Source organism: Bradyrhizobium nanningense (assembly GCF_004114535.1).
GTDB lineage: Bacteria > Pseudomonadota > Alphaproteobacteria > Rhizobiales > Xanthobacteraceae > Bradyrhizobium > Bradyrhizobium nanningense.
Genome location: NZ_LBJC01000008.1, coordinates 34,215 through 53,583 on the forward strand (window position 1 = coordinate 34,215; position 19,369 = coordinate 53,583).

14 protein-coding genes and 2 pseudogenes are annotated in these 19,369 nt (G+C 58.4%); 5 read left to right on the plus strand and 11 right to left on the minus strand.

Annotated elements, in window-relative coordinates; translation table 11 throughout:
- Positions 1 to 184: 184 nt before the first annotated feature.
- Both XH84_RS06540 and XH84_RS06545 read left to right on the plus strand, forming a co-directional pair.
- Positions 185 to 2,275, plus strand: coding sequence for a molybdopterin oxidoreductase family protein (locus XH84_RS06540; RefSeq protein WP_128918416.1), 2,091 nt, complete (start codon positions 185 to 187; stop codon positions 2,273 to 2,275).
- A 132-nt stretch (positions 2,276 to 2,407) separates the two neighbouring features.
- Positions 2,408 to 3,190, plus strand: coding sequence for an enoyl-CoA hydratase/isomerase family protein (locus tag XH84_RS06545; RefSeq protein ID WP_128918415.1), 783 nt, complete (start codon positions 2,408 to 2,410; stop codon positions 3,188 to 3,190).
- A 48-nt stretch (positions 3,191 to 3,238) separates the two neighbouring features.
- Here XH84_RS06545 and XH84_RS06550 read toward each other — a convergent pair whose 3' ends face one another.
- Positions 3,239 to 4,462 carry a site-specific integrase gene (locus tag XH84_RS06550; protein WP_128918414.1) on the minus strand — a complete coding sequence of 408 codons (1,224 nt, stop codon included), beginning with the start codon at positions 4,460 to 4,462 and terminating at the stop codon, positions 3,239 to 3,241.
- A gap of 1,526 nt (positions 4,463 to 5,988) precedes the next feature.
- Here XH84_RS06550 and XH84_RS06555 point away from each other — a divergent pair.
- Both XH84_RS06555 and XH84_RS06560 read left to right on the plus strand, forming a co-directional pair.
- A pseudogene (locus XH84_RS06555) lies at positions 5,989 to 6,498 on the plus strand (TraB/TrbI/VirB10 family type IV secretion system protein); the annotation flags it as partial.
- A gap of 4 nt (positions 6,499 to 6,502) precedes the next feature.
- Positions 6,503 to 6,748, plus strand: a complete 246-nt coding sequence (locus XH84_RS06560) for a DUF2274 domain-containing protein (protein WP_128918413.1) — start codon at positions 6,503 to 6,505, stop codon at positions 6,746 to 6,748.
- Here the strand turns inward: XH84_RS06560 and XH84_RS06565 are convergent.
- The 6 genes from XH84_RS06565 to XH84_RS06590 form a co-directional block, all read right to left on the minus strand.
- Complete coding sequence (locus XH84_RS06565) at positions 6,715 to 7,674, minus strand: LysR family transcriptional regulator (protein WP_128918412.1); 960 nt, start codon at positions 7,672 to 7,674, stop codon at positions 6,715 to 6,717. The two genes, XH84_RS06560 and XH84_RS06565, sit on opposite strands and share 34 nt — an antisense overlap.
- A gap of 84 nt (positions 7,675 to 7,758) precedes the next feature.
- Positions 7,759 to 8,391 (minus strand): acyl-homoserine-lactone synthase, encoded by a 633-nt coding sequence (locus XH84_RS06570; protein WP_128918411.1) that lies wholly within the window; start codon positions 8,389 to 8,391, stop codon positions 7,759 to 7,761.
- 84 nt (positions 8,392 to 8,475) lie between these two features.
- The gene (locus tag XH84_RS06575; protein WP_128918449.1) at positions 8,476 to 9,204 is read right to left on the minus strand and encodes a LuxR family transcriptional regulator; all 729 of its coding nucleotides are present in this window, start codon (positions 9,202 to 9,204) and stop codon (positions 8,476 to 8,478) included.
- A gap of 342 nt (positions 9,205 to 9,546) precedes the next feature.
- Positions 9,547 to 10,494: an efflux RND transporter periplasmic adaptor subunit gene (locus XH84_RS06580; RefSeq protein WP_128918410.1), complete on the minus strand. Its 948-nt coding sequence runs from the start codon at positions 10,492 to 10,494 to the stop codon at positions 9,547 to 9,549.
- Entirely contained in the window at positions 10,491 to 10,709 is a 219-nt protein-coding gene (locus XH84_RS06585; protein ID WP_128918409.1) for a DUF1656 domain-containing protein, read from the minus strand. The genes XH84_RS06580 and XH84_RS06585 overlap by 4 nt, the downstream gene beginning before the upstream one ends.
- Positions 10,709 to 12,790 (minus strand): FUSC family protein, encoded by a 2,082-nt coding sequence (locus XH84_RS06590; protein WP_128918408.1) that lies wholly within the window; start codon positions 12,788 to 12,790, stop codon positions 10,709 to 10,711. The genes XH84_RS06585 and XH84_RS06590 overlap by 1 nt, the downstream gene beginning before the upstream one ends.
- A 95-nt stretch (positions 12,791 to 12,885) precedes the next feature.
- Here XH84_RS06590 and XH84_RS06595 point away from each other — a divergent pair, with 95 nt between their 5' ends.
- Positions 12,886 to 13,710: an AraC family transcriptional regulator gene (locus tag XH84_RS06595; protein ID WP_128918407.1), complete on the plus strand. Its 825-nt coding sequence runs from the start codon at positions 12,886 to 12,888 to the stop codon at positions 13,708 to 13,710.
- Between the two features lie 261 nt (positions 13,711 to 13,971).
- On the opposite strand, the gene ribB is transcribed toward XH84_RS06595, so the two are convergent.
- The 4 genes and pseudogenes from ribB to XH84_RS06615 all read right to left on the minus strand — a co-directional run bounded on the left by ribB (position 13,972) and on the right by XH84_RS06615 (position 19,251).
- A complete protein-coding gene (gene ribB / locus XH84_RS06600; RefSeq protein ID WP_128918406.1) occupies positions 13,972 to 15,048 on the minus strand; it encodes a 3,4-dihydroxy-2-butanone-4-phosphate synthase in 1,077 nt (358 codons plus the stop codon).
- Between the two features lie 58 nt (positions 15,049 to 15,106).
- A pseudogene (locus tag XH84_RS06605) lies at positions 15,107 to 16,746 on the minus strand (acyl-CoA synthetase).
- Between the two features lie 108 nt (positions 16,747 to 16,854).
- Complete coding sequence (locus XH84_RS06610) at positions 16,855 to 17,481, minus strand: Lrp/AsnC family transcriptional regulator (RefSeq protein ID WP_128918405.1); 627 nt, start codon at positions 17,479 to 17,481, stop codon at positions 16,855 to 16,857.
- 363 nt (positions 17,482 to 17,844) lie between these two features.
- Positions 17,845 to 19,251, minus strand: coding sequence for a helix-turn-helix domain-containing protein (locus tag XH84_RS06615; RefSeq protein ID WP_128918448.1), 1,407 nt, complete (start codon positions 19,249 to 19,251; stop codon positions 17,845 to 17,847).
- Positions 19,252 to 19,369: the final 118 nt, after the last annotated feature.

The window sequence follows — 19,369 nt, forward strand, 5'->3', positions numbered from 1 at the left end:
TACGGACTGTCGACGCCTCACAAAAGCGATTGGGCCGGGAATACCGGGCGGCTTCCGGTGTGGCCGGTCCGCATTTCGCGGTCGCAGCAGGAACCGGCGCCAGGTGCGGCTTGAGCAAATCGCATGGGCGCTGCCGGATAAATGCCCCTCGGCTGACAGGTATTTTGGTGTTACGAACTGGGACATGAACCAGCACGCCAAGATCGAAATCCGCCATTCGACCTGTCCGCATGATTGCCCCTCGGCCTGTGCCCTCGATGTCGAGGTGGTCGGGGGCCGCAGCATCGGTCGTGTCCGAGGTTCGAAGCAACAGACCTATACGGCCGGCGTCGTCTGCGCCAAGGTCGCTCGCTACGCCGAGCGCATTCATCACCCCGAGCGGGTGATATTTCCGCTGCGCCGAACGGGTGCGAAGGGCTCCGGGCAGTTCGCGCGGATTTCCTGGGACGAGGCGCTGGACGAGATCGCGCACCGCTTCAATGCGGCCGAGCGCGAGTTCGGCGCAGAATCGATCTGGCCCTATTACTATGCCGGCACAATGGGCCTCGTGATGCGTGACGGCCTCAACCGCCTCACACATGTGAAGAAATATTCGCGCTTCTATCAGACCATCTGCGCCAATGTCGCGCGTATCGGCTTTGCGATCGGCACCGGCAAGATCGCCGGCGTCGATCCGCGCGAGATGGCGCTGTCCGATCTCGTCGTGATCTGGGGTACCAATCCGGTCAATACCCAGGTCAACGTGATGACGCACGCCTCGCGCGCGCGCAAGGAGCGCGGCGCGAAGATCGCGGCAGTCGACATCTACGACAACGAGACCATGAAGCAGGCCGACATCAAGATCATCCTGCGGCCTGGCACCGACGGCGCCTTTGCTTGCGGCGTCATGCATGTCCTGTTCCGCGACGGCTACGCCGATCGCGCCTATCTGGACAAATACACCGATTGCCCGGCCGAGCTGGAGGCGCATCTGAAGACGCGCACGCCGGAATGGGCGTCCGCGATCTCAGGCGTCCCGGTGGCCGAAATCGAGGCCTTTGCCAAAGCGGTCGGCGAGACCAAGCGCACCTTCTTCCGCTTTGGCTACGGCTTCACGCGCAGCCGCAACGGTGCCACGCAGATGCACGCGGCCAATTGCATTCCCGCTGTGACCGGCGCCTGGCAGTATGAAGGCGGCGGCGCTTTCTTCAACAATTACGCGCTGTGGCACTTCAACGAATCCATCATCGAGGGTCACGATGCCATCGATCCGAGCATCCGCGCGCTCGACCAGTCCAAGATCGGCCGTATCCTCACCGGCGATGCCGAGGCCTTGCGCGGCAAGGGGCCGGTCAAGGCGATGCTGATCCAGAACACCAACCCGATGACGGTAGCGCCGGAGCAGGCGCTGGTCCGGCAGGGCTTTGCGCGCGAGGATCTGTTCGTCGCGGTGCACGAGCAGTTCATGACCGAGACGGCGCAGATGGCCGATATCGTGCTGCCGGCGACGATGTTCATGGAGCATGACGACCTCTATTACGGCGGCGGCCACCAGCACATCTCGGTCGGGCCGAAGCTGATCGATCCGCCCGGCGAATGCCGCTCCAACCACGAGGTCCTGCAGGCGCTGGCGCCGCGGCTCGGCGCCAGGCATCGGGGTTTCGAGATGACGCCGCGCGAATTGATCGACGCGACCTTGAGGTTGAGTGGCCACGGCGACATCAGCGGCCTTGAGGCCGACATCTGGCGCGACCTGCAACCGGATTTCCGCACGTCCCACTATCTCGACGGCTTCGCCCATGCCGACGGCAAATTCCACTTCGAGGCCGATTGGGCGCACCCGCCATTCGGCGTGACCATGGGCGAGGTCGACAAGATGCCGTCCTTGCCGGATCATTGGGCCGTGATCGAGCAAACCGATCAGGCCCATCCGTTCCGGCTTGCGACCAGCCCCTCGCGTTCTTTCCTCAACACCACTTTCAACGAGACGCCGTCCTCGCAGGCGCGCGAGGGCAAGGCCAGCGTGATGATCCATCCGCTGGATGCCGCCGCGCTCGACATCGCCGATGGCGATGCGGTGACGCTCGGCAATGCCCGCGGCGAGACCACGCTGATCGCAAATTTGTTCGACGGCGTGCGGCGCGGTGTGCTGATCGCGGAATCCGTTCATCCCAACAAGAACCATATCGGCGGCCGTGGCATCAACATGCTGACGGGCGCCGAAACCGTTGCGCCCATCGGCGGCGCTGCGTTCCATGACAACAAGGTCTGGATCAGGAAAGCGGTCGTTGCCTGAGGGGTCGCTCCGCCTTGTTCGCCTGCAAATTTGCGTCGAGACGCTAAAGCGCTGCCGCGCAGTAGTTTGAGCTTGCACCTTGCGCCGGAGCTGCCGCAAATGGCGGCACGAAGCGACGGAAGCGAGCGTGCCATGACCGACACCACAGCAATCATCACCGAGAAGCGCGGACAGGCGTTCTGGATCACCATCAATCGTCCGGATAAACGCAATGCGCTGAACCGCGAGGTCATCGCGGGCATCAGCAAAGGCTATCGCGAGGCGCATGAGGACAAGGATGTTCGTGTCATCGTGCTGACAGGCGCGGGCGACAAGGCATTCTGCGCGGGCGCGGATTTGCAGAATTCCGGCGCGGCGTTCGCGATGGATCATTCCAAGCCCAATGTCGACTATGCCGATCTGCTGCGCTTGTCGCAGAACGCCACCAAACCCGCGATTGCGCGGGTCGGCGGCGTCTGCATGGCCGGCGGCATGGGGCTGCTCTGCATGACCGACATGGCGGTCGCGGCCGATCACGTCATCTTCGGCCTGCCGGAGGTGAAAGTCGGCGTGTTCCCGATGCAGGTGCTGAGCCTTTTGCAGACCATCGCGCCGCCGCGGCTCGTCAACGAATGGGCGCTCACCGGCGAGCCGTTCGACGCCAAGGCCGCGCAAGCGGCGGGCTTGCTCAACTACGCGGTGCCTGCCGCCGAGCTCGATGCCAAGGTCGACTGGCTGATCGGCCGCATCGTCGACAAGTCACCGACCGCGATCCGCCGCGGCAAATATGCCATGCGCGCCATCGCCTCGATGTCGTTCGACGAGAGCATCGCCTACACCGAAAGCCAGATCGCGCTGCTGGCCATGACTGAGGACGCAAAGGAAGGCCTGAAGGCGTTCAGCGAGAAGAGAAAGCCGGTTTGGACGGGGAAATAGACGATCATCTCGTCGTAGGGGCGACATGCTCCGGCCATCTGCAGCACTTTATTCCGGCGAAGGAATGACATTCAATCGAAAAAGGAGTGATCTTGTCCGCTCCTCGCGACGCTTTTTTGTTGCTGTGATCAGCTGCTTGCCGGTGCGCTTGGCGTAGGTCGGCAGCTGACGGTTTGACCTATGACGGCCCGCGGCTCGCAGTTCTGCGTCCGTCAGATCGCTGTCGGCGCCCTCAGTGAAACCTCCATGCCGGAAGGAGGTGAAGGACAGTTCCTGGCGGATGCCAGCCTCTGCAACTATCTTCTTCACAACGCTGCGCAAATAGCGCAGGTCCTTGCGCGGTGTAATCCATGGAAGCGGGATTGCCGAGCTACGATGGGCATGGGTACGCCGGAATACCAGGCCCGGGAGCGAAGTCTTCTTAATCTCGTCGAGCTCGGCCATAAGTTCAGGAAAAAGGGGGACGCCCGTTTCGTCAAACAGCGGCCACCAAGCTTCTTCTCCGTTCTTAGGATGCACAATCCTAACACTATTTGGCCGTTCGGCAGGTCGGTAGTGCGAGATATCGAAGGCACCAAAGACGTGCTGCTCTCGCTGCAGCCACTCCCATGACAATAACGCAGCCGTTGCGATCGAGCGGTAGTCGAGCCTCTTCGCGGCGGCCCTAAAGGCGACGAGTTCATCCCAAGTTGCGGTTGGCGTGGGCCGTATCGGCTGGCCGGGCGCCCGGCTTTTCAGTCCCATCCGTGAAAATGGATTGCTAGCTGGTACGATTTTTTCTTGGGCGCGCTGGCCAACGAACCAGGCGCGCCGGCAGCTCGACATGGCAACATTGACATAGCGACGGCGTTCCCGGGCGATGACCTCTCCATTGCTCTTCACTCTCGTTACAACTAGCAGCTTTCCATAGACCGCGTCGACAAAGGCCTTCGTGAAATCGGACAATTGCTTCGACCCAGCGCGGCTCCCGTCTTTCAATCGGTGATTGGCGAAGAGTGAGAGACTTCTAGTGTACTGACGCTGCGTGGTGATTTCGAGTTCACTCCACTTCTGGTGAGCTTGGTAGATGCCGATGAGCCAATCGAATGTGCCGGGTTCAGGGGTAACCGGCGTCATATCGCTCAGCCCCCGTGAGCGCCAACTCTCAAATGCGGGCAAGAGGATCTTCTCAACCCGCTCGACGGCACGGAAATAATCCGTGCCCAAAGCCTCAGGGTGTAAGTCGCAGCCCTGCCTGCGAGCCCAGGTTGGCGGGGCAAAATAATAGGCCACCCTGCTATGCGCCAACAGTTTTCGTTGACAATATCGGGGCAGCCTTGGTGCTGTATGAAGTGAGATCATACCAGACATAAGAGATCCTCCCGTTCCCTAGCATCCTCTGTTCGAATAGGTGCTGCGAAGTGGTCCATTGCCGACTTTGACCAGACCGGCTTCCGCAACCGTCCCGTTCCGCGACAGCATACTGGGGGCGGTGCGTCTCCTCGCCGGATCGCGCGCGCGAGTTCGATCGTGTCTTCAAAGTCCAGGTAGGCGGCCGCCATATCCGCTCTCATCATTGCGGGCCAGGTTCCGGCGGGTGGGTAGCGAGCAGGTATGGCGGCGCGTGGCGAAAATGGGCGGTCTGATCTCACTGGTGCCTAACAAGAGCTGAGTTCACTAGATGACGTCCAACGCGGAGGATCTGGATTGACCTCTACTCGTGAGCGCTGGAGCGCAGGCGCGTCGGTCGTGAAGCGGGCTTATAAGTTCAAAGAGCTATCGCTTCTACTGAGCGGCGCGGGCTAGCGGAATTCGGCCAGAATAGCGCGCGGAAAGCATGGCTTAGCGTGCCATAATCGAGAGGAAGCAATTTCATCGCTGAGTACGCCGAAGCGGGCGCGGTTTGGCATTCCCGCAGGCGAAGGACCACTAGCAGGCAGTCAACTGCTTTGGATGGATCATCAAAGGACTTTCCGACATATTCGCTGGCAAACCTGTATTGAAGATATCCGAGCGCTATCCGGTGTCCGAATTTGGAGTTGCGCCCAGCGCCAGACCGTCGCTTTTGTCGGTGCAGGACAGATTCGAGCACATGCTCGTCCGCTCGCTCTTCAATGCACCCGGTCATTCCAAACTTCCTCCCAGCCTAGGCTGGGTGTGAACTCAACGCCTCCCCACAAAGCTTGGAGCTTCGGCCGATTGGGAGTCGAGTTTGCTACCAAGGAATCGAGTCTGTGTCGGTGAGCTGAACTAAGAACATTCTCCCATGCTCCTGATCACGATTTGAGGAACGAAGCGGTGGACTCACGAGATTTCCGCCGTCGACCAGCGGATGCTTCGCATGCGCACGTGCGGCTGCTGCCGCACCGGGCTCTCGTGAAACCGAGCCGCTTTTGCGTCTCGGCCGTGCGGCGTCGATCCCTCGCGCAAAGATTATCGGTGCTCCTCGCCGGGGGCACTCGGGAAAGGGGCTCGCCTGCGGCGATCGCTATCACTGCCCCGTTCCCGGGTGCCGCCATTGAACCGGTCTCGTCGCTGCACTCGGACCCGCGTGCCCTTTCGGGTCGCTATGCTCACGCTCTCCGGGTGCCATTTCCATTGAGGCGACGTGCCGTTAGCACGCGCCTCGCCATGCCCGAAGCTCAAGGTACCGCAATCACATCAAAAATGAATGGGACGCTGGCGGTCTGCACCGCAGATTTCACGTTCTCTGACGCAGACGCCGATACTTCCGTAGCGGTGATGCGGCAGCCTTTGAAGACCATCATGGGAGTGCGAGCTCGTGCATAAGGTAGAGGTCATGCCACTAGCTCCTTCTCTTACCGCAGCTCGTGACCGTGCAGGTCACCGAGAATGTTTTTGACACACCGACCGGCCGCTTTCTCCTTGTGCCTCAGGGAGCGCGTCTGATCGGAATTTACGATAGCCAGGTAAGCTTCGGCCAGTCCCGTGTCCTACTCGTGTGGACGCGGCTGATCATGCCGAATGGACTTTCCATCGTTCTCGAGCGGCAGCCTGCCGCTGACGCCGCCGGGTATGCAGGCCTTGAAGACCAAGTCGACAATCACTGGGGTGAGCTGTTCAAAGCTGCGGCACTTTCGACGTTTCTTGCTGTCGGGACTGAGCCGGGTGCCGGCTCCGACACCAACAGCAACGACAGCGCCATTATCCAGGCATTGCGACACGGAGCCTCGGACTCGCTGAATCAAACCGGACAACAGGTGGTTCGGCGCAGTCTCAACGTCCAGCCTACTCTGACCGTGCGACCTGGTTTTCCAGTTCGCGTTCTCGTCAATCGTGACCTCATACTTGTGCCATACGGAGGGTAACGCCATGCCCAAGCTTAGAATAGGAGCGCTGCCCGACGACAAGCCGGTCAAGGTCGCCACTGAGCTTCCAGCGTCAGTGCATCGAGATCTCGTCGCCTATGCAGAGGCCTTGGCGCGCGAAAGTGGGCAGCGTATCGACCCGGCAAAGCTGATCGCGCCCATGCTGGCGCGCTTTATGGCCACGGACCGTGGATTTGCAAAAGCGAGACGATCTGGTCATTCCCCAAGGGCCGGCGAGGGTGAGGGATAGCGTTCTGCCAACAGATTAAGGAAACGCTTCAGAGCCGGATTCTCATTGTCGTCGCGCCAATGCGCATAGAAGTCCACCCGGCTTGGTCCCGCTCCGTCCTGCAACTCCCGGTACACAAGGCCAGCGAAGCTTGCACCAATATCCGATTCCATAGCCAGACTAAGTCCCATGCCCATACTCGTCAGACTCTTGATAATGCCACGGCTTACGTCATGGCGTTCTACCTTGGGCCGATCGTCGGGCAGTACCAGCTTCGAAATCAAGAGATCCTCGAGCTCTCGTCCTGGATCATATTCACTTAGAAGGATCTTTTCGTTACGCAAATCTGTCCAATAGATGATCTCGCGTGCCGCCAGGCAGTGATCCTGCGGCAACGAGATCAGGATGCGTTCGCTCCAGAGCAATAGTGATCTTGTGTCCTTTGAAGGTAAACGTCCAGGGCTAACGACAACGTCGACGGTTCCGCTACGGAGGGCAGTCATCAGACGGAAGCGTGAGCGTTCCATCGTTGCCAGTTCGAGCCCTGGGAGCAGCTTCTTAAACTCACCTATCGTCGCTCGCAAATTGCCCGTGGACATGGATGTGAAGAAGCCGACGACAAGATGCCCAGTATCGCCGCGACCACCGGACCTTCCGGTGTCAACGAGCATATCGACCTGCTCCAGAATCAGTCGTGCAATGCGCAAAACTACGCGGCCGGTCAACGTAGGCTTGATTCCCCCACTTGAGCGCTCAAACAGTGAAGTTCCCACGAGGTGCTCGAGTTGGACGATAGCACGGCTGAACGCGGTATGTTTGATTGAAAGCGCTTCTGCGGCTCGTCGAAAACTTCCATGGTCAGAAGCGGCAACCGCAAGTCGAAGCTGTTGCAGGTCAACAGCTCTCGCCGCGTTTCGCTGACCGTTCCTGGTCTCAATTTCCGTCATGTACCTAGCTCGGTAGCGAACCGCAAGACGCGGCGTCCCCGCTCTAGGCGGGAACAGGCATATCGTTTACTGGCCTGTATCGTTCTACGCGGCCGCGAAGATTACTGGCGTCCAAAGGGCCGGTGCCGAAAGCCCGCCGGCTCTACGAAGGGTGACCAGAGTATCGCGCGAGATCTCGAGGTAACCCGCCACGGCTAAGGTGTTGCCAATTGCGGAAGGATTGCCAATGCGCCGCAGGGGCCAACCCGCTCGTCTAAGGATTCGCTCCATACGGACGTCTGTGACGGTAACGATGTCAGTGAGTTGTCTTGAGAGCCCGAACTCTACCATTCCCGCAAATAGCTCGTAAACAGCACGAGTAAGACCGTGATCCCCCTTCGGGGCATCGGCAGCAACATCGATCGCGAATCTACTACTTTCCCAAACGAGAGGAGTTGACGGCGCAGGTTGACTTTCGAGAAGCGTAGGGAAGGTGTCGCAAAGCATGGTCGGGCCAAGTGTCGGGAGGAGGCGTACGGAACCTTGCACCTGCCCGTTGTCACATAGCTGGACTAGGTAAGCGGGATGCAGTGCATCGAAATCGTCGATCTCCATGTCGCCGCTGGTTTGAACGTCCCATGCCATGCGAAGTTTGAAAACGCGATACCGTAACCGATGCATTTCAGCGAGGGTTTCGGCGAACTGGCCATACAAGGGCGGTGTGATTAGCTGAATCATAGTCCCTCCAGGGGTGTACATCGTCACCTTTGGAGCGGATCTCGGATCTCAAGTCATTACCTGTAGTTGTAGGGGGCTCCGCCCCTAATTTTGCTGCTTTCTTTTCACAGCGGCTAAGCGTGCTACCGCTTGCACAATCGTCCGAACACCAAGTTTTTTCTTCGCTCCTTCTAGGTAGAAGGCAACCGTGTTGCGCGAGATGCCGAGAATGCATCCAATCTCCCAAGCGCTCTTGCCACGAGCTGCCCACTCCAAGCATTCGAACTCACGCGGAGATAGGCATGCCCCCTCTAAATCGTGTACGTTCGCTAGCTTTCGGCGGGTATGAGCATGGAAATACATCGCCATAAGCTGAAGAACGCGTTCATGCGATTCAATGAACCGTTCGAATTGTGGGCGGCTCTGGTCCACGGCAAAGGTCAATGCAGCGATGGGGCCGTGGCCATCGTGAATGGGCACCGTAAAGCCAAACCGAATTCCGAATTCCCCTGCCTCTTCGAAAAGCCGATCCTGTGCTTTCGATGTGAACTTCGAGTTGAAATTAGCCCCCCATCGAAAGGGCTCGGGGTTTCGAAGAGCTTCTTGGATAACGGGATCAAGTATTTGATAATTGTTTCGTAGATAGTGTTCTACCCACCGCGATGGATATGTAGAGATTAGGCGCGGTTTGCCTCTGTTGGCGCGCTGGAGGGCTAGATAGGCAAAACACGATAAGTCCAAAGCGGTCGCGGTGTCCGCCATGGCTTTGGAGAAGTCTTGGAGATCTTCTGCCGTCGCGAGGAGATCAATGAAATTTTGAAAAATGCGGCGCATCGCTGCCAAGCAACCGTGCATGGTGCGAGAGCAGAGATCTCGCCCAATTCGTTGATTTTGCCCACAACAAATGACCAAAGAGCCGCGCTTCGCGGCTGGTGAAGTGAAGGCAAAAACCTCTTATACCAAACACCACAAAGCCGTGCCTCGTACAGTTTGTCTTTGCCTATTCTCATAATGCGCCCGGCATTTTGTGCCGAAATCGCGACCGTCACCCCTAAATTGCCGAATGTGATGCGGCTATGCAACTGGCCAAGGACCTGTCGTGCTGCGGATATTGCGCTGACCGGGCAGCGAGACCAGTTCGCAGTTCAGTGTTGGGCGTCGAATGCTGCCGCATCTTCAAGAGCGCTCCGGTATCGCTGCTGAACGCAAGAGACGCAAGATGCGTGACCCGAGCATTTTCGTAATTGTTGGATTGGGGCTATTGTCGCTATCGATCCAAACTGTGACGGTCCGCCCAACGATCAGTTCATCCGCATCATTTTTCACATGGAGCTTGATCCGTACTGGAATTCGCTGTGCGAGCCGAACCCACGAGAAGGTCGGATTGATGTTCGCCAGCATGCTCGCACCGGAACTCCTTTCGCGATCTTCAATTCCGCGGGCGATGCTCTCGACCTCTCCTCTCAGTGTCGAGCCCCCCATCAGGATGACGTCGGCAGGATCGCCTACATGGATGCGCGCGAGCTTTGTTTCTTCGAAGTAGCCTTCCGCACGCACCGTATCGGTTTCGATCAGCGCCATTATGCCTCGTCCGGCCGGCAGATAAGCGCCCGGCCGGAGATCGAGGTTCGTTACGCGACCACTAACCGGCGCGCGGATTTCTGATCGGATCAGGTTAAGATGTGCGATTTCCAGATCCGCCAGCGCTTGATTGTAGGTAGCCTTCGCTTGGAGGTCAGCCGCGCGGACCGTCTCGCGTTGCTGTTGAGAGACAACGCCGTCGCTAAGCTTTTCATAACGGGTACGGTCATTCGAGGTCCGTTCAAGCGCGGCTTCGCGGCTTGCGACCACGGCTTCTGCCTGCTGGACGGCCAGGCGGAAGCGCTGTGGATCCAGCCGGATGAGTACGTCACCTTTGCGAACCGCCTGATTGTCCTTGATCAGAACCTCTTCGACCAGCCCGGAGACGTCCGAAGCCACGGCGACGACGTCGGCGCGGACGTGGCCGTCACGCGTCCAGGGAGCCTCCTCGTAGTGGTCCCACAAGTTGATGGCAATCGGCGCCGCAATTGCGACGACCAGACCAGTAACAACGATGCGTGGGATCGAACGTTTGGTAGTCATGGAAGAAACTTTCCAAGTAGCGTGTACCAAATGTCGACGAGAATCACGAAGATTGCGAAATCGAATAGCGCCGGGTGCCATGCGAAGCTCTTGATCTCGAATGAGACAGAGCGGTTGAGTGTTGCGGACAGTGCCATCCCTAGCCCGAGCGCGAAGATACAGGCGACGACAAAGGTCGGTATGAACACGCCCGCGACGTTGATCTCTTCATTCATCACGCAACTCTGTTACCAGTAGGAGCTGGTGCATCTGGAAACAGGGCGCGGCGTAAGCCGACCAGCGCGGTTAGTCTTGCTCGCTGGATTGCGGCGTCCCATTTGCAGTATTCGCGAAGTTCGGTATCAATGGTTGCGCACAATGCCTGCGCATCCTCGAGAGGGAGCTCGATATTCCCAGATGCAAACCATCGGAAGGCGTGCGACAGTTTGACAACAAGACCTTCGAGATGCTCGCTCCCGTGGTCGTTCGCGTTTGCCACGCTTGATTTCAGATCGAGCAGATCCAGTCCCATCTGTAGAGCGGCAAGCGAGCGGCCAGCTTCTGTTTCTACGTCCGTGCCGGACAGCGCCAATCGCGGAACGATCAGGCCGAGACGGTCGAGCATTACGCCCACCCAGCGTTCTCGGTTCATCGGTCTGTGGGCACCGGCCAGGATTGCTAGATCGACCCAGCCATGCCGGATCAGGCGTTTGGCCGCATGCTTTGCGGTCACAGAACGAAATGCGCGAACTGCCAAGAACGCCGCAATAAGACCGATTAGTGACGCTGCATTGACGTTAGCGAACGAAGCGAAGTCCTCCAAGAATCTGTTCTGCAGATCGAGTGCCCCGATTAGACCGAGCCCGAGAGCCAACGCTTTGACAATGTGACGCGGATTGGCCTGGAGATAGCCGATGACGAGAAACGGCGGACCCAGCGAGGCCGCCAGCATCGGAAACCCATCGACTGCTGGGAAAATGACAAAGAGGTAGATGGCTGCGATCGGCAGCGACGCCACAGTCCAGAGTGTGTAGGACATCAGCGTGGGTGCAGGATCGTCGAGGCTGCTGTAGAGCGCTGCAGCAATAGCGGCGATCTGCGCGGCGATGCCGCCTTCCGGCCATGCCGTGGCGATCCAGACCGCGGCGCAGCCAAGGACTGCCGCAAAAAAAGCGGCGACGGATAACGCCGCGAGGCCCTGGTCACGATGGAGGGTTCTCTTGGCACGATGGATTTTGGAAGCAGATGCCGTCGCTAGGCGGGAAGCAGGCTTGGATCCTTGGATGACCTCACTTAGTTCCAGGATTACGGCCAATGTTTCGATCATCGCCCTTGATTTGGCGATCAAGCTGGATACGAGAAACGTATCCCATTCGTTTTGCATGGCAGGAGGTGCGACCTTGAATTCTGCGCAGAAGCGCATCAGGTCGTCTGCGCTGTGCTGCGATTTAGCGGGGGCCCGCACCCATTCGCCCAGCTTTGAGAGAAGCTGATCCAGTTCCGGTGTACGCCGCTCCCCCAGTGCATCCAGCCTGTCTTCGATCGCTGTCAGCGTTGGAAGGACGAGCGCGAGGTTGTCCTGCACGGCCCGAATCGCCCAGATCGGCGGTTTCGCTGCTGCTGTGTCGAAACGGAGGTGGGTCAACTGTATTTCGAACTGCGTAACGTCCGAAGCTAGCCGCCAGCGTGCCGCGTTGCTCTTGGTCGGAGCGCGCTTGAGGAAGACATCTGCTGTCCAAGCGGAGGCATCACGAACCGCTGCATCAATCGACTTGATAAGGGCACTGGTGACGTAGCTTGGAAAGAGCAGAGTATGAACAGCCGTTGCGCAGCAGATGCCGAGCACAATCTCCTCGACGCGGGCCAGAGCGACGTCGAACACCAAATGTGGAGCAGCTACACTCGAGAACGCGACGGTCGTGGCTGTGTATCCTGCCAGCACAAAGGCGTAACTGCGAGGAGTGCGATCCTGAAGGGAAACGTACAGACAGAACGCGGCCCAGCTCGTGATGGCGAGTGTCATCAAGGATGGCTGATTGACCAGCAGTGGGACAAACGCCACGGCTGCGCTGGCGCCGAGCAGAGTGCCGAGCAAGCGGTAAACGGCTCGCGAACGGACGGCGCCGGCGAGCGGTTGGGCGGTAAGATAGACAGTGAGCATCGCCCAGTAGGGCCTCTGCAGGCCCAGACGAAACGCCAGGTAGATTGCGAGCATCGCCGCGATGAACGAATTGGCCGAAAACAGCGCCCATCTGGGGTCGAAGCTGCCGGGAAAAATGGCGTCTCCGAAAATGCGGGAGAGGAGCGTTCGGGTCATCGTTCTAATTCCAGGTCTGACAAGCACCCGAACGATAGAACTTGCGGCCCTCCAGGAATTTCGTTACTTTACCAAAAAATTGCTAAAAGATGACAATGCGCGGTTCTCTCCTTCAGTACTTTCGTGAGCTGGATCCGGACTCGCTCGAGCGTCCGGTCGTCGCACTCATGGTAGATACGCAGGAGAAAGAGGACGAAGTTCCGATCCACACACATCGGAAAGGGCAGTTGGTTCTTGCCCAGCGGGGGGGTGTGACTTGCGAGGTCCCTAGTGGGCTTTGGATGGTGCCTCCGCGATGCGGCGTCTGGATTCCTGGAGGCATGCCGCACAGCAACCGCGCGACCGCCAATGCCAGCATTTACTTCCTGTACGTGGATATGAACGCGGCACCTGTTCCGCACGAGTGTTGCACGCTGTCGATCACTCCTCTGCTGCATGAGGTCATTCACCGTCTGGCGACACTGGCGCCTCTTTATGATCAGGAAGGTCCGGCGGCTCATATAGTCGCGGTTCTGCTGAACGAACTCATCGAGATGCCGACGGAGCGATTGCATCTTCCGGTTACGCGTCATTCAAAGCTGCGTGCGATTGCGGATGCGCTGATGGAAAACCCGGCGGATCGCCGTACGGTGGCAGAGTGGGGCGAGGCGATGGCGCTAGGGGAGCGAACCTTGATGCGCCTCGTCGTCGCCGAGACCGGCATGACGTTCAGTCGTTGGCGCCAACAACTGCACATCATCATCGCGCTTCAGCGGCTGTCGGCGGGAGATTCAGTGCAAGCTGTATCCGAGGTTCTCGGCTACGACTCCGTCAGCGCTTTCATAACGATGTTCAAGAAAGCGCTTGGCAAATCGCCGGCGCGGTATTTTTCCGACCGTGCTAAGCGAGGCGAACAGACGCCCGCGGCTCATCTCAGTTAGAGAAGCTGGCCTTTTGAAAGTGGGACCGGCTGTCGTGGATGGCTCGAAGTCCTCCCGCGACAATATTTCCGCTCATGAACAGGACCGGAAATCGGTGATCGCCCGGTTCGTTCTCATGACCGCGATCCCGTCCACGGACGTCCGTTGTGACTGACGTCTTTGCTCTTGCATTGAGAGCGTCGACTTTGCGTGTCCCCTCGTGGTTTGAGCGGAACGGCGCCGCCGCGAAAGCGCTACCTTATGCATCCTTCTTCAATTCTATCAGAGTTGCTCGTTTTTGATGATCTCGATGCCGAATCCCGCAAGCCCCTTGAAGTGATGGGTGGATGATGTCAGATGGCGGATCGAGGCTATGCCAAGATCTCGCAATATTTGCGCCCCAACGCCGATCTCGCGCCACTGCCGGCCACGGTGCTCTTCCGAAGAGGACGATGGGAGCAGGGGGGCCGGTGGAACACCAGCCGCACCGTCTCTTAGATAGACGAGCACACCACTTCCGTTCTCTTTGAAGCGTTGCAGCACAACATTCATCTTTGCTTGTGCCTCTCCCGAGAACATGTCCCGGATGATGTTCGGCTTGTAAAATCGGGTCAGTACGTTCTTGCCGTCGCCGATCCCGCCATACACGTATGCCACGTGATGGATCGGATCAAACGGCGTACGATACGAATATCCCTGCAGCGGACCAATCGGGCTGTCGGCGGTCACACTTGAGACCCTTTCAACCAACTTCTCACGCGCCTGCCGGAAGCCAATGATGTCAGCAATAGTTACGTATTTGAAAGCGTGCCTGGCGGCGAAATCTCGAACTTGCGAGCCCTTCATCACGGACCCGTCGTCGTTCATCAGTTCACTGATTACTCCAACTGGAGCCAGTTTGGTCAACCGGCACAGGTCGACCGCAGCTTCAGTATGACCCGACCGCATCAGGACGCCACCCTCCTTCGATATAAGAGGGAAGATATGGCCAGGACGTGCAAAGTCGCTTGCGCTGACATTGCAGTTGGCCAGCGCCCGGCAGCAGGAGGCGCGTTCTTCAGCTGAGATTCCGGTCCCGCCATCAGGCTTGTAATCGATCGAGACAGTGAAAGCGGTGGTGTGGTTGGACTCGTTGTGGACGACCATTGGATCTAGTCTCAAACGACGCGCCTGCTCTAACGTGATGGGTGCGCAGACGATTCCAGAGGTATGGCGGATAATAAACGCCATCCTTTCAGTTGAGCAAAGAGACGCCGCGACAACGAGATCTCCTTCACCTTCTCGATCATCATCGTCCGCAACGACGACAATCTCTCCTTCGGAGAATGCTTTCAGGGCGGCAGAAATCGAGGTCATCATGTGTCCCTCGGTCCGTTTGGTGCGCTCAATGACCAAGTTTGTGTTCGAAGCCCCAGCTTTAGCCCGCTATTGCCTTCGCTGATCCAGCCGTTTCACGTAACAGGAACTTCTGAATCTTTCCGGTGGAGGTTTTCGGAAGCGGGCCAAAAATTACTGATTTCGGTGCCTTGAACCCTGAAAGCTGATTTTTGCAAAAAACAATGAGTTCGGGTTCTGTTACAGCGGAATTGTCCTTGAGCTCGACAAAAGCACACGGGACTTCGCCCCATTTCGCGTCCGGCTTGGCCACCACGGCAGCAAACAACACGGCCGGATGCTTGTAGAGCACGTCTTCGACCTCCACCGATGATATGTTCTCGCCCCCTGAGATGATGATGTCCTTCGATCGGTCTTTGACGATGACGTAGCCATGTTCATCCAGAACGCCGAGATCGCCGGTGTGGAACCAACCGCTCTCGAAGGCCTTCCGGGTGGCTTTCTCGTTTTTCAAATAACCTTTCATCACCATGTTGCCGCGGAACATGACTTCGCCGATCGTCTCGCCGTCACGCGGTACTTCCTGCATCGTCTCGGGATTCATGACCGTGACGGCGTCTGCAGATGGTAAGGCACGCCCTGCCGGCTCTTCATCTTCGCGCGCTCGGCGGCGGGCAACTCGTCCCAACCAGGTTGCTCGGCGCAGACGGAGGCGGGCCCGTAGACCTCGGTTAGGCCGTAGACGTGCGTGAGCTTTATGCCGATGCTCTCAGCGCCTTCGAGCACTGCAACCGGAGGCGCAGCGCCGGCGATCAGGCCCACGACGCCGCGGGCCGCATTGCGCTCGAACGTGTCGGGCGCGTTGATCAGCATATTGTAGACAATCGGCGCGCCGCACGTGTGGGTAACGCCGTGCTGCTTGATCAGCTCGAAAATCCTGGTCGGCTCGACCTTGCGCAGGCAGACATTAATGCCGGCAGCTGCTGCCAGGGTCCAGGGGAAGCACCAGCCGTTGCAGTGAAACATCGGCAGCGTCCAGAGGTAGACCGGATGCTGGCCGAGATTGCCGGCGAGGATGGTGCTAACGGCGCTCAGATAGGCTCCGCGATAGTGCGTTACGACCCCCTTTGGATCACCCGTAGTTCCAGAGGTATAACTGAGGGCAATTGCATCCCACTCATCATTCGGATGATGCCACGCGAAGGCGGGGTCGCCGGGTACGAGTGCAGTTTCGTAGTCGATGTCCCCGATTGCAGCGCTCGAGAAGTGATTGTCCCTGACATCGACGATCAGTGGCTTCGGTCCGGATAGAAGGGCGATCGCCTCCCTAATCAGGTCTGCAAATTCTGGGTCGACCAGCAGGACTTTGGCGCCGCCATGATCAAGCTGAAACGCGATGCTGGCGGCGTCAAGCCGAATATTTATGGCGTGAATGATCGCTCCGATCATCGGTATTGAAAAGTGCGATTCCACCATGGCCGGCACGTTTGGCAGCATCACGGCGACAGTATCGCCGCGACGGATGCCGTACTGATCCAGAAAGGAGGCAAACCGCCTGCAACGCTCGAAAGTCTCCTTCCACGTGAAGCACCGTTCCTCGTAGATGACACTAGTGAGATTCGGATAGACGTGGGCGCTGCGCTGTAGGAAGCTCACCGGGGTCAACGGTACATAATTCGCTTTCACTTTATCCAAGTTCTTGTCGAATGGACTGATCGTCATCTGTTCTGGAGCCATTGGGTTACATCGTGAATCAGAATGAGTGTCGATGGCCACCGTGATTGGAGTCGCTCTCAACGGTCGCTTCTGACATCGCATATTTTTTGGCGGCTAAAGGCCGGCCGTGCCGTGATCAAAGATCCGCGAAGTCTCCAAGTTCATTCCGCCGTCGGGCCGAGCCTGAGGCGAAGCATCATATTGGGATTTGGTGGGTCTCTCGATGCGCCTAGAAGCAGGGTTGCCCGACTTGATCTGAACGGGACGGTTTGTGTCGATAGGAAGCACAGTCTTATGGGAAATCCGCTTCAGCGCCAGGCTTGAGCGAATGCTGGAAACACCTGCGATCCGTGAGAGCTTGTTCACGATGAGGTCTTCAAGAGCCTCGATGTCTGATACCATGACGCGAAGGAGATAATCGCTATCTCCCGTCATGAGATAGCATTCCATCACCTCACCCAGGCGATCTATTGAGCGCGTGAAACTGTCGAGGGACAATTGAATCTGCTTTTCAAGTTTGATCTGTATGAAGGCAGTGACGCCGATGCCGAGAACTGCTGGATCCAGCACAGCGATTCTTCGGTCAATGACTCCCAGCTTTTCGAGGGTGCGAACTCGGGCGAGGCAGGGGGATGGTGAGAGATTGACGCGAGAAGCGAGCTCAACGTTCGTCAAGTTCGCGTTCTGCTGCAGTTCATTCAAGATCTTGATATCGATCCGATCTAAAGCTGTCGTCGTCATGTCGGTTTCTCCCGTGGGCAAGCGTTCGTTATGGCATCGAGGCCCGGCCCCCCGCGTTATCTCGCGTGATGACATCTCGATGAAACGAATGCTAACCGCTGCCTGGGCATGTAGAATTTCGATAAAATGACGACTTATATCGAAAAACGGACAATCTATGCGGCGCTGCCAAATCTATTCTGCATGGCCGAAAAGGCTCGTTTGGCTGTTGCCACGGCTGTGTGCACAATGATTGCAGAATGAGCAACGCCCTCTGGCAGCAATTGCGCAGCCTCTGCTAACCTCTCGTGGCGAACGCATTTAGTGGAGCTGGATCCCTAGCAAGAGCAGAGATCTTAGGAGCTTCGCTTCACCATTCCCCAACTAGCTTGAAATCCGGTAGGGCAGTATGTGCCTGCAGTCTCGATCGATGTTCAATCTGCTCTTGAGCGGAGGGATCGCGCGCTGGGGACAGCTGGTGCGCTCGCAGATTCGACAGGAGATTCCGATCGGCTCGTAGGTGCCCTTGTTGGTGAGGTCGAGCCCGTCCGCATAGACGAAATCCTTGGCGTAGGAGACTTCGCATCCGAGCGCGATGGCGTAGCGCGGGCGCGGCGAGCCGAAGCCGCCGCGGCCTTTCGAAAGTTCGGTCGCAATGCAGAGAAACCTGACGCCGTCCGGCGTCTCGGCGAGTTGCCGAATGATCTGGCTGGGTGCCTCGAACGCCTGATGAGCGTTCCAGAGCGGGCACGCCGCCCCGTAACGTGCGAATTGCAGCTTTGCCGCGCTATGTCGCTTGGTGATGTTTCCGGCGCGGTCCAGCCGCGCGAAGAACACGGGCACGCCCTTGGAGCCCGGTCGTTGCAAGGTGGACAAGCGATGGGCCACCTGCTCCAGGCTCGCGCCGAACCTCGTGGCAATCAGCTCCAAATCGTGGCGCAAGTCTCGCGCGGATTGCAGGAATCTTTGATAGGGCAGAATGAGAGCGCCGGCGAAATAGTTGCGCAATCCCGCCGCGCAGACGTTCCGCGCATCGGCGGATCGAAAAGCCGCTTGGTCGGCAATCTGGCCAATGCGCTCCTCCTCCTCGAGGGCGGCGATTTGCAGTGCGATCTGGAAGTTTCGGGTTGGCGTGGGAAGGTAGGGGCTCAGCCACAAGGTGCGGGATGCACGATCGAATTGCCGTAACGAATTTTCGTGCGGTCCGCTCTGGCGGATCTGCACGCCATGTCGGGCCTCCAGGTGGTTGACCAGCGCCGTGGTCGTATTGTTGTCGGGAATGCCGAGGCGCTCGGCGAGCGCCTCGGCGGCGGTATCGAGCTCGTGGACGTAGTTGTCGACCAGATGAAAGAAGTCGCGGACTTCTTCGTAAGCGGTCGGCTCGCCGGCCCAGTTGACTATCTGGCCGTCCAGACTGGCGAGCTGCTCGCTGTTGCGCCGGTACGCCTGGTGCGCGTTGAGGAGCGCTTGCGCGAAACCCGGCGCGTTCTGAACGACGAGTTTCAGCTCCTGCATGTTCGGCGCGTAGGGCGCAAAGATCGGATCGGCCAGCGCTTCCGTCAGCATCGACATGACCCTGTCGTTGTCATTGACCGACAGCGAACTGAGGTCGATCTGAAAGCGCTCGGCGAGAAGCACCAGGACAGAGGCCGAAACCGGCCTCTGGTTGTTCTCGATCTGGTTCAAATAGCTAAGTGAAATTCCGAGCCGTTCGGCGAACGCCTTTTGAGTGAGCTTCTTGCTCTCCCTCACTTCGCGGAACCGTCGCCCAATAAATAGCTTTCCAGTCATTTGCAACTTCGCAATTTGCAATTTGCAAGAATGTAACATGCGCAGTTGTGCATGTTCAAGCCTTCTCAAGGTCGGTCTTGCGGTTGTATCGCGGGAGAAGGGCCCGCGTACCGTAACG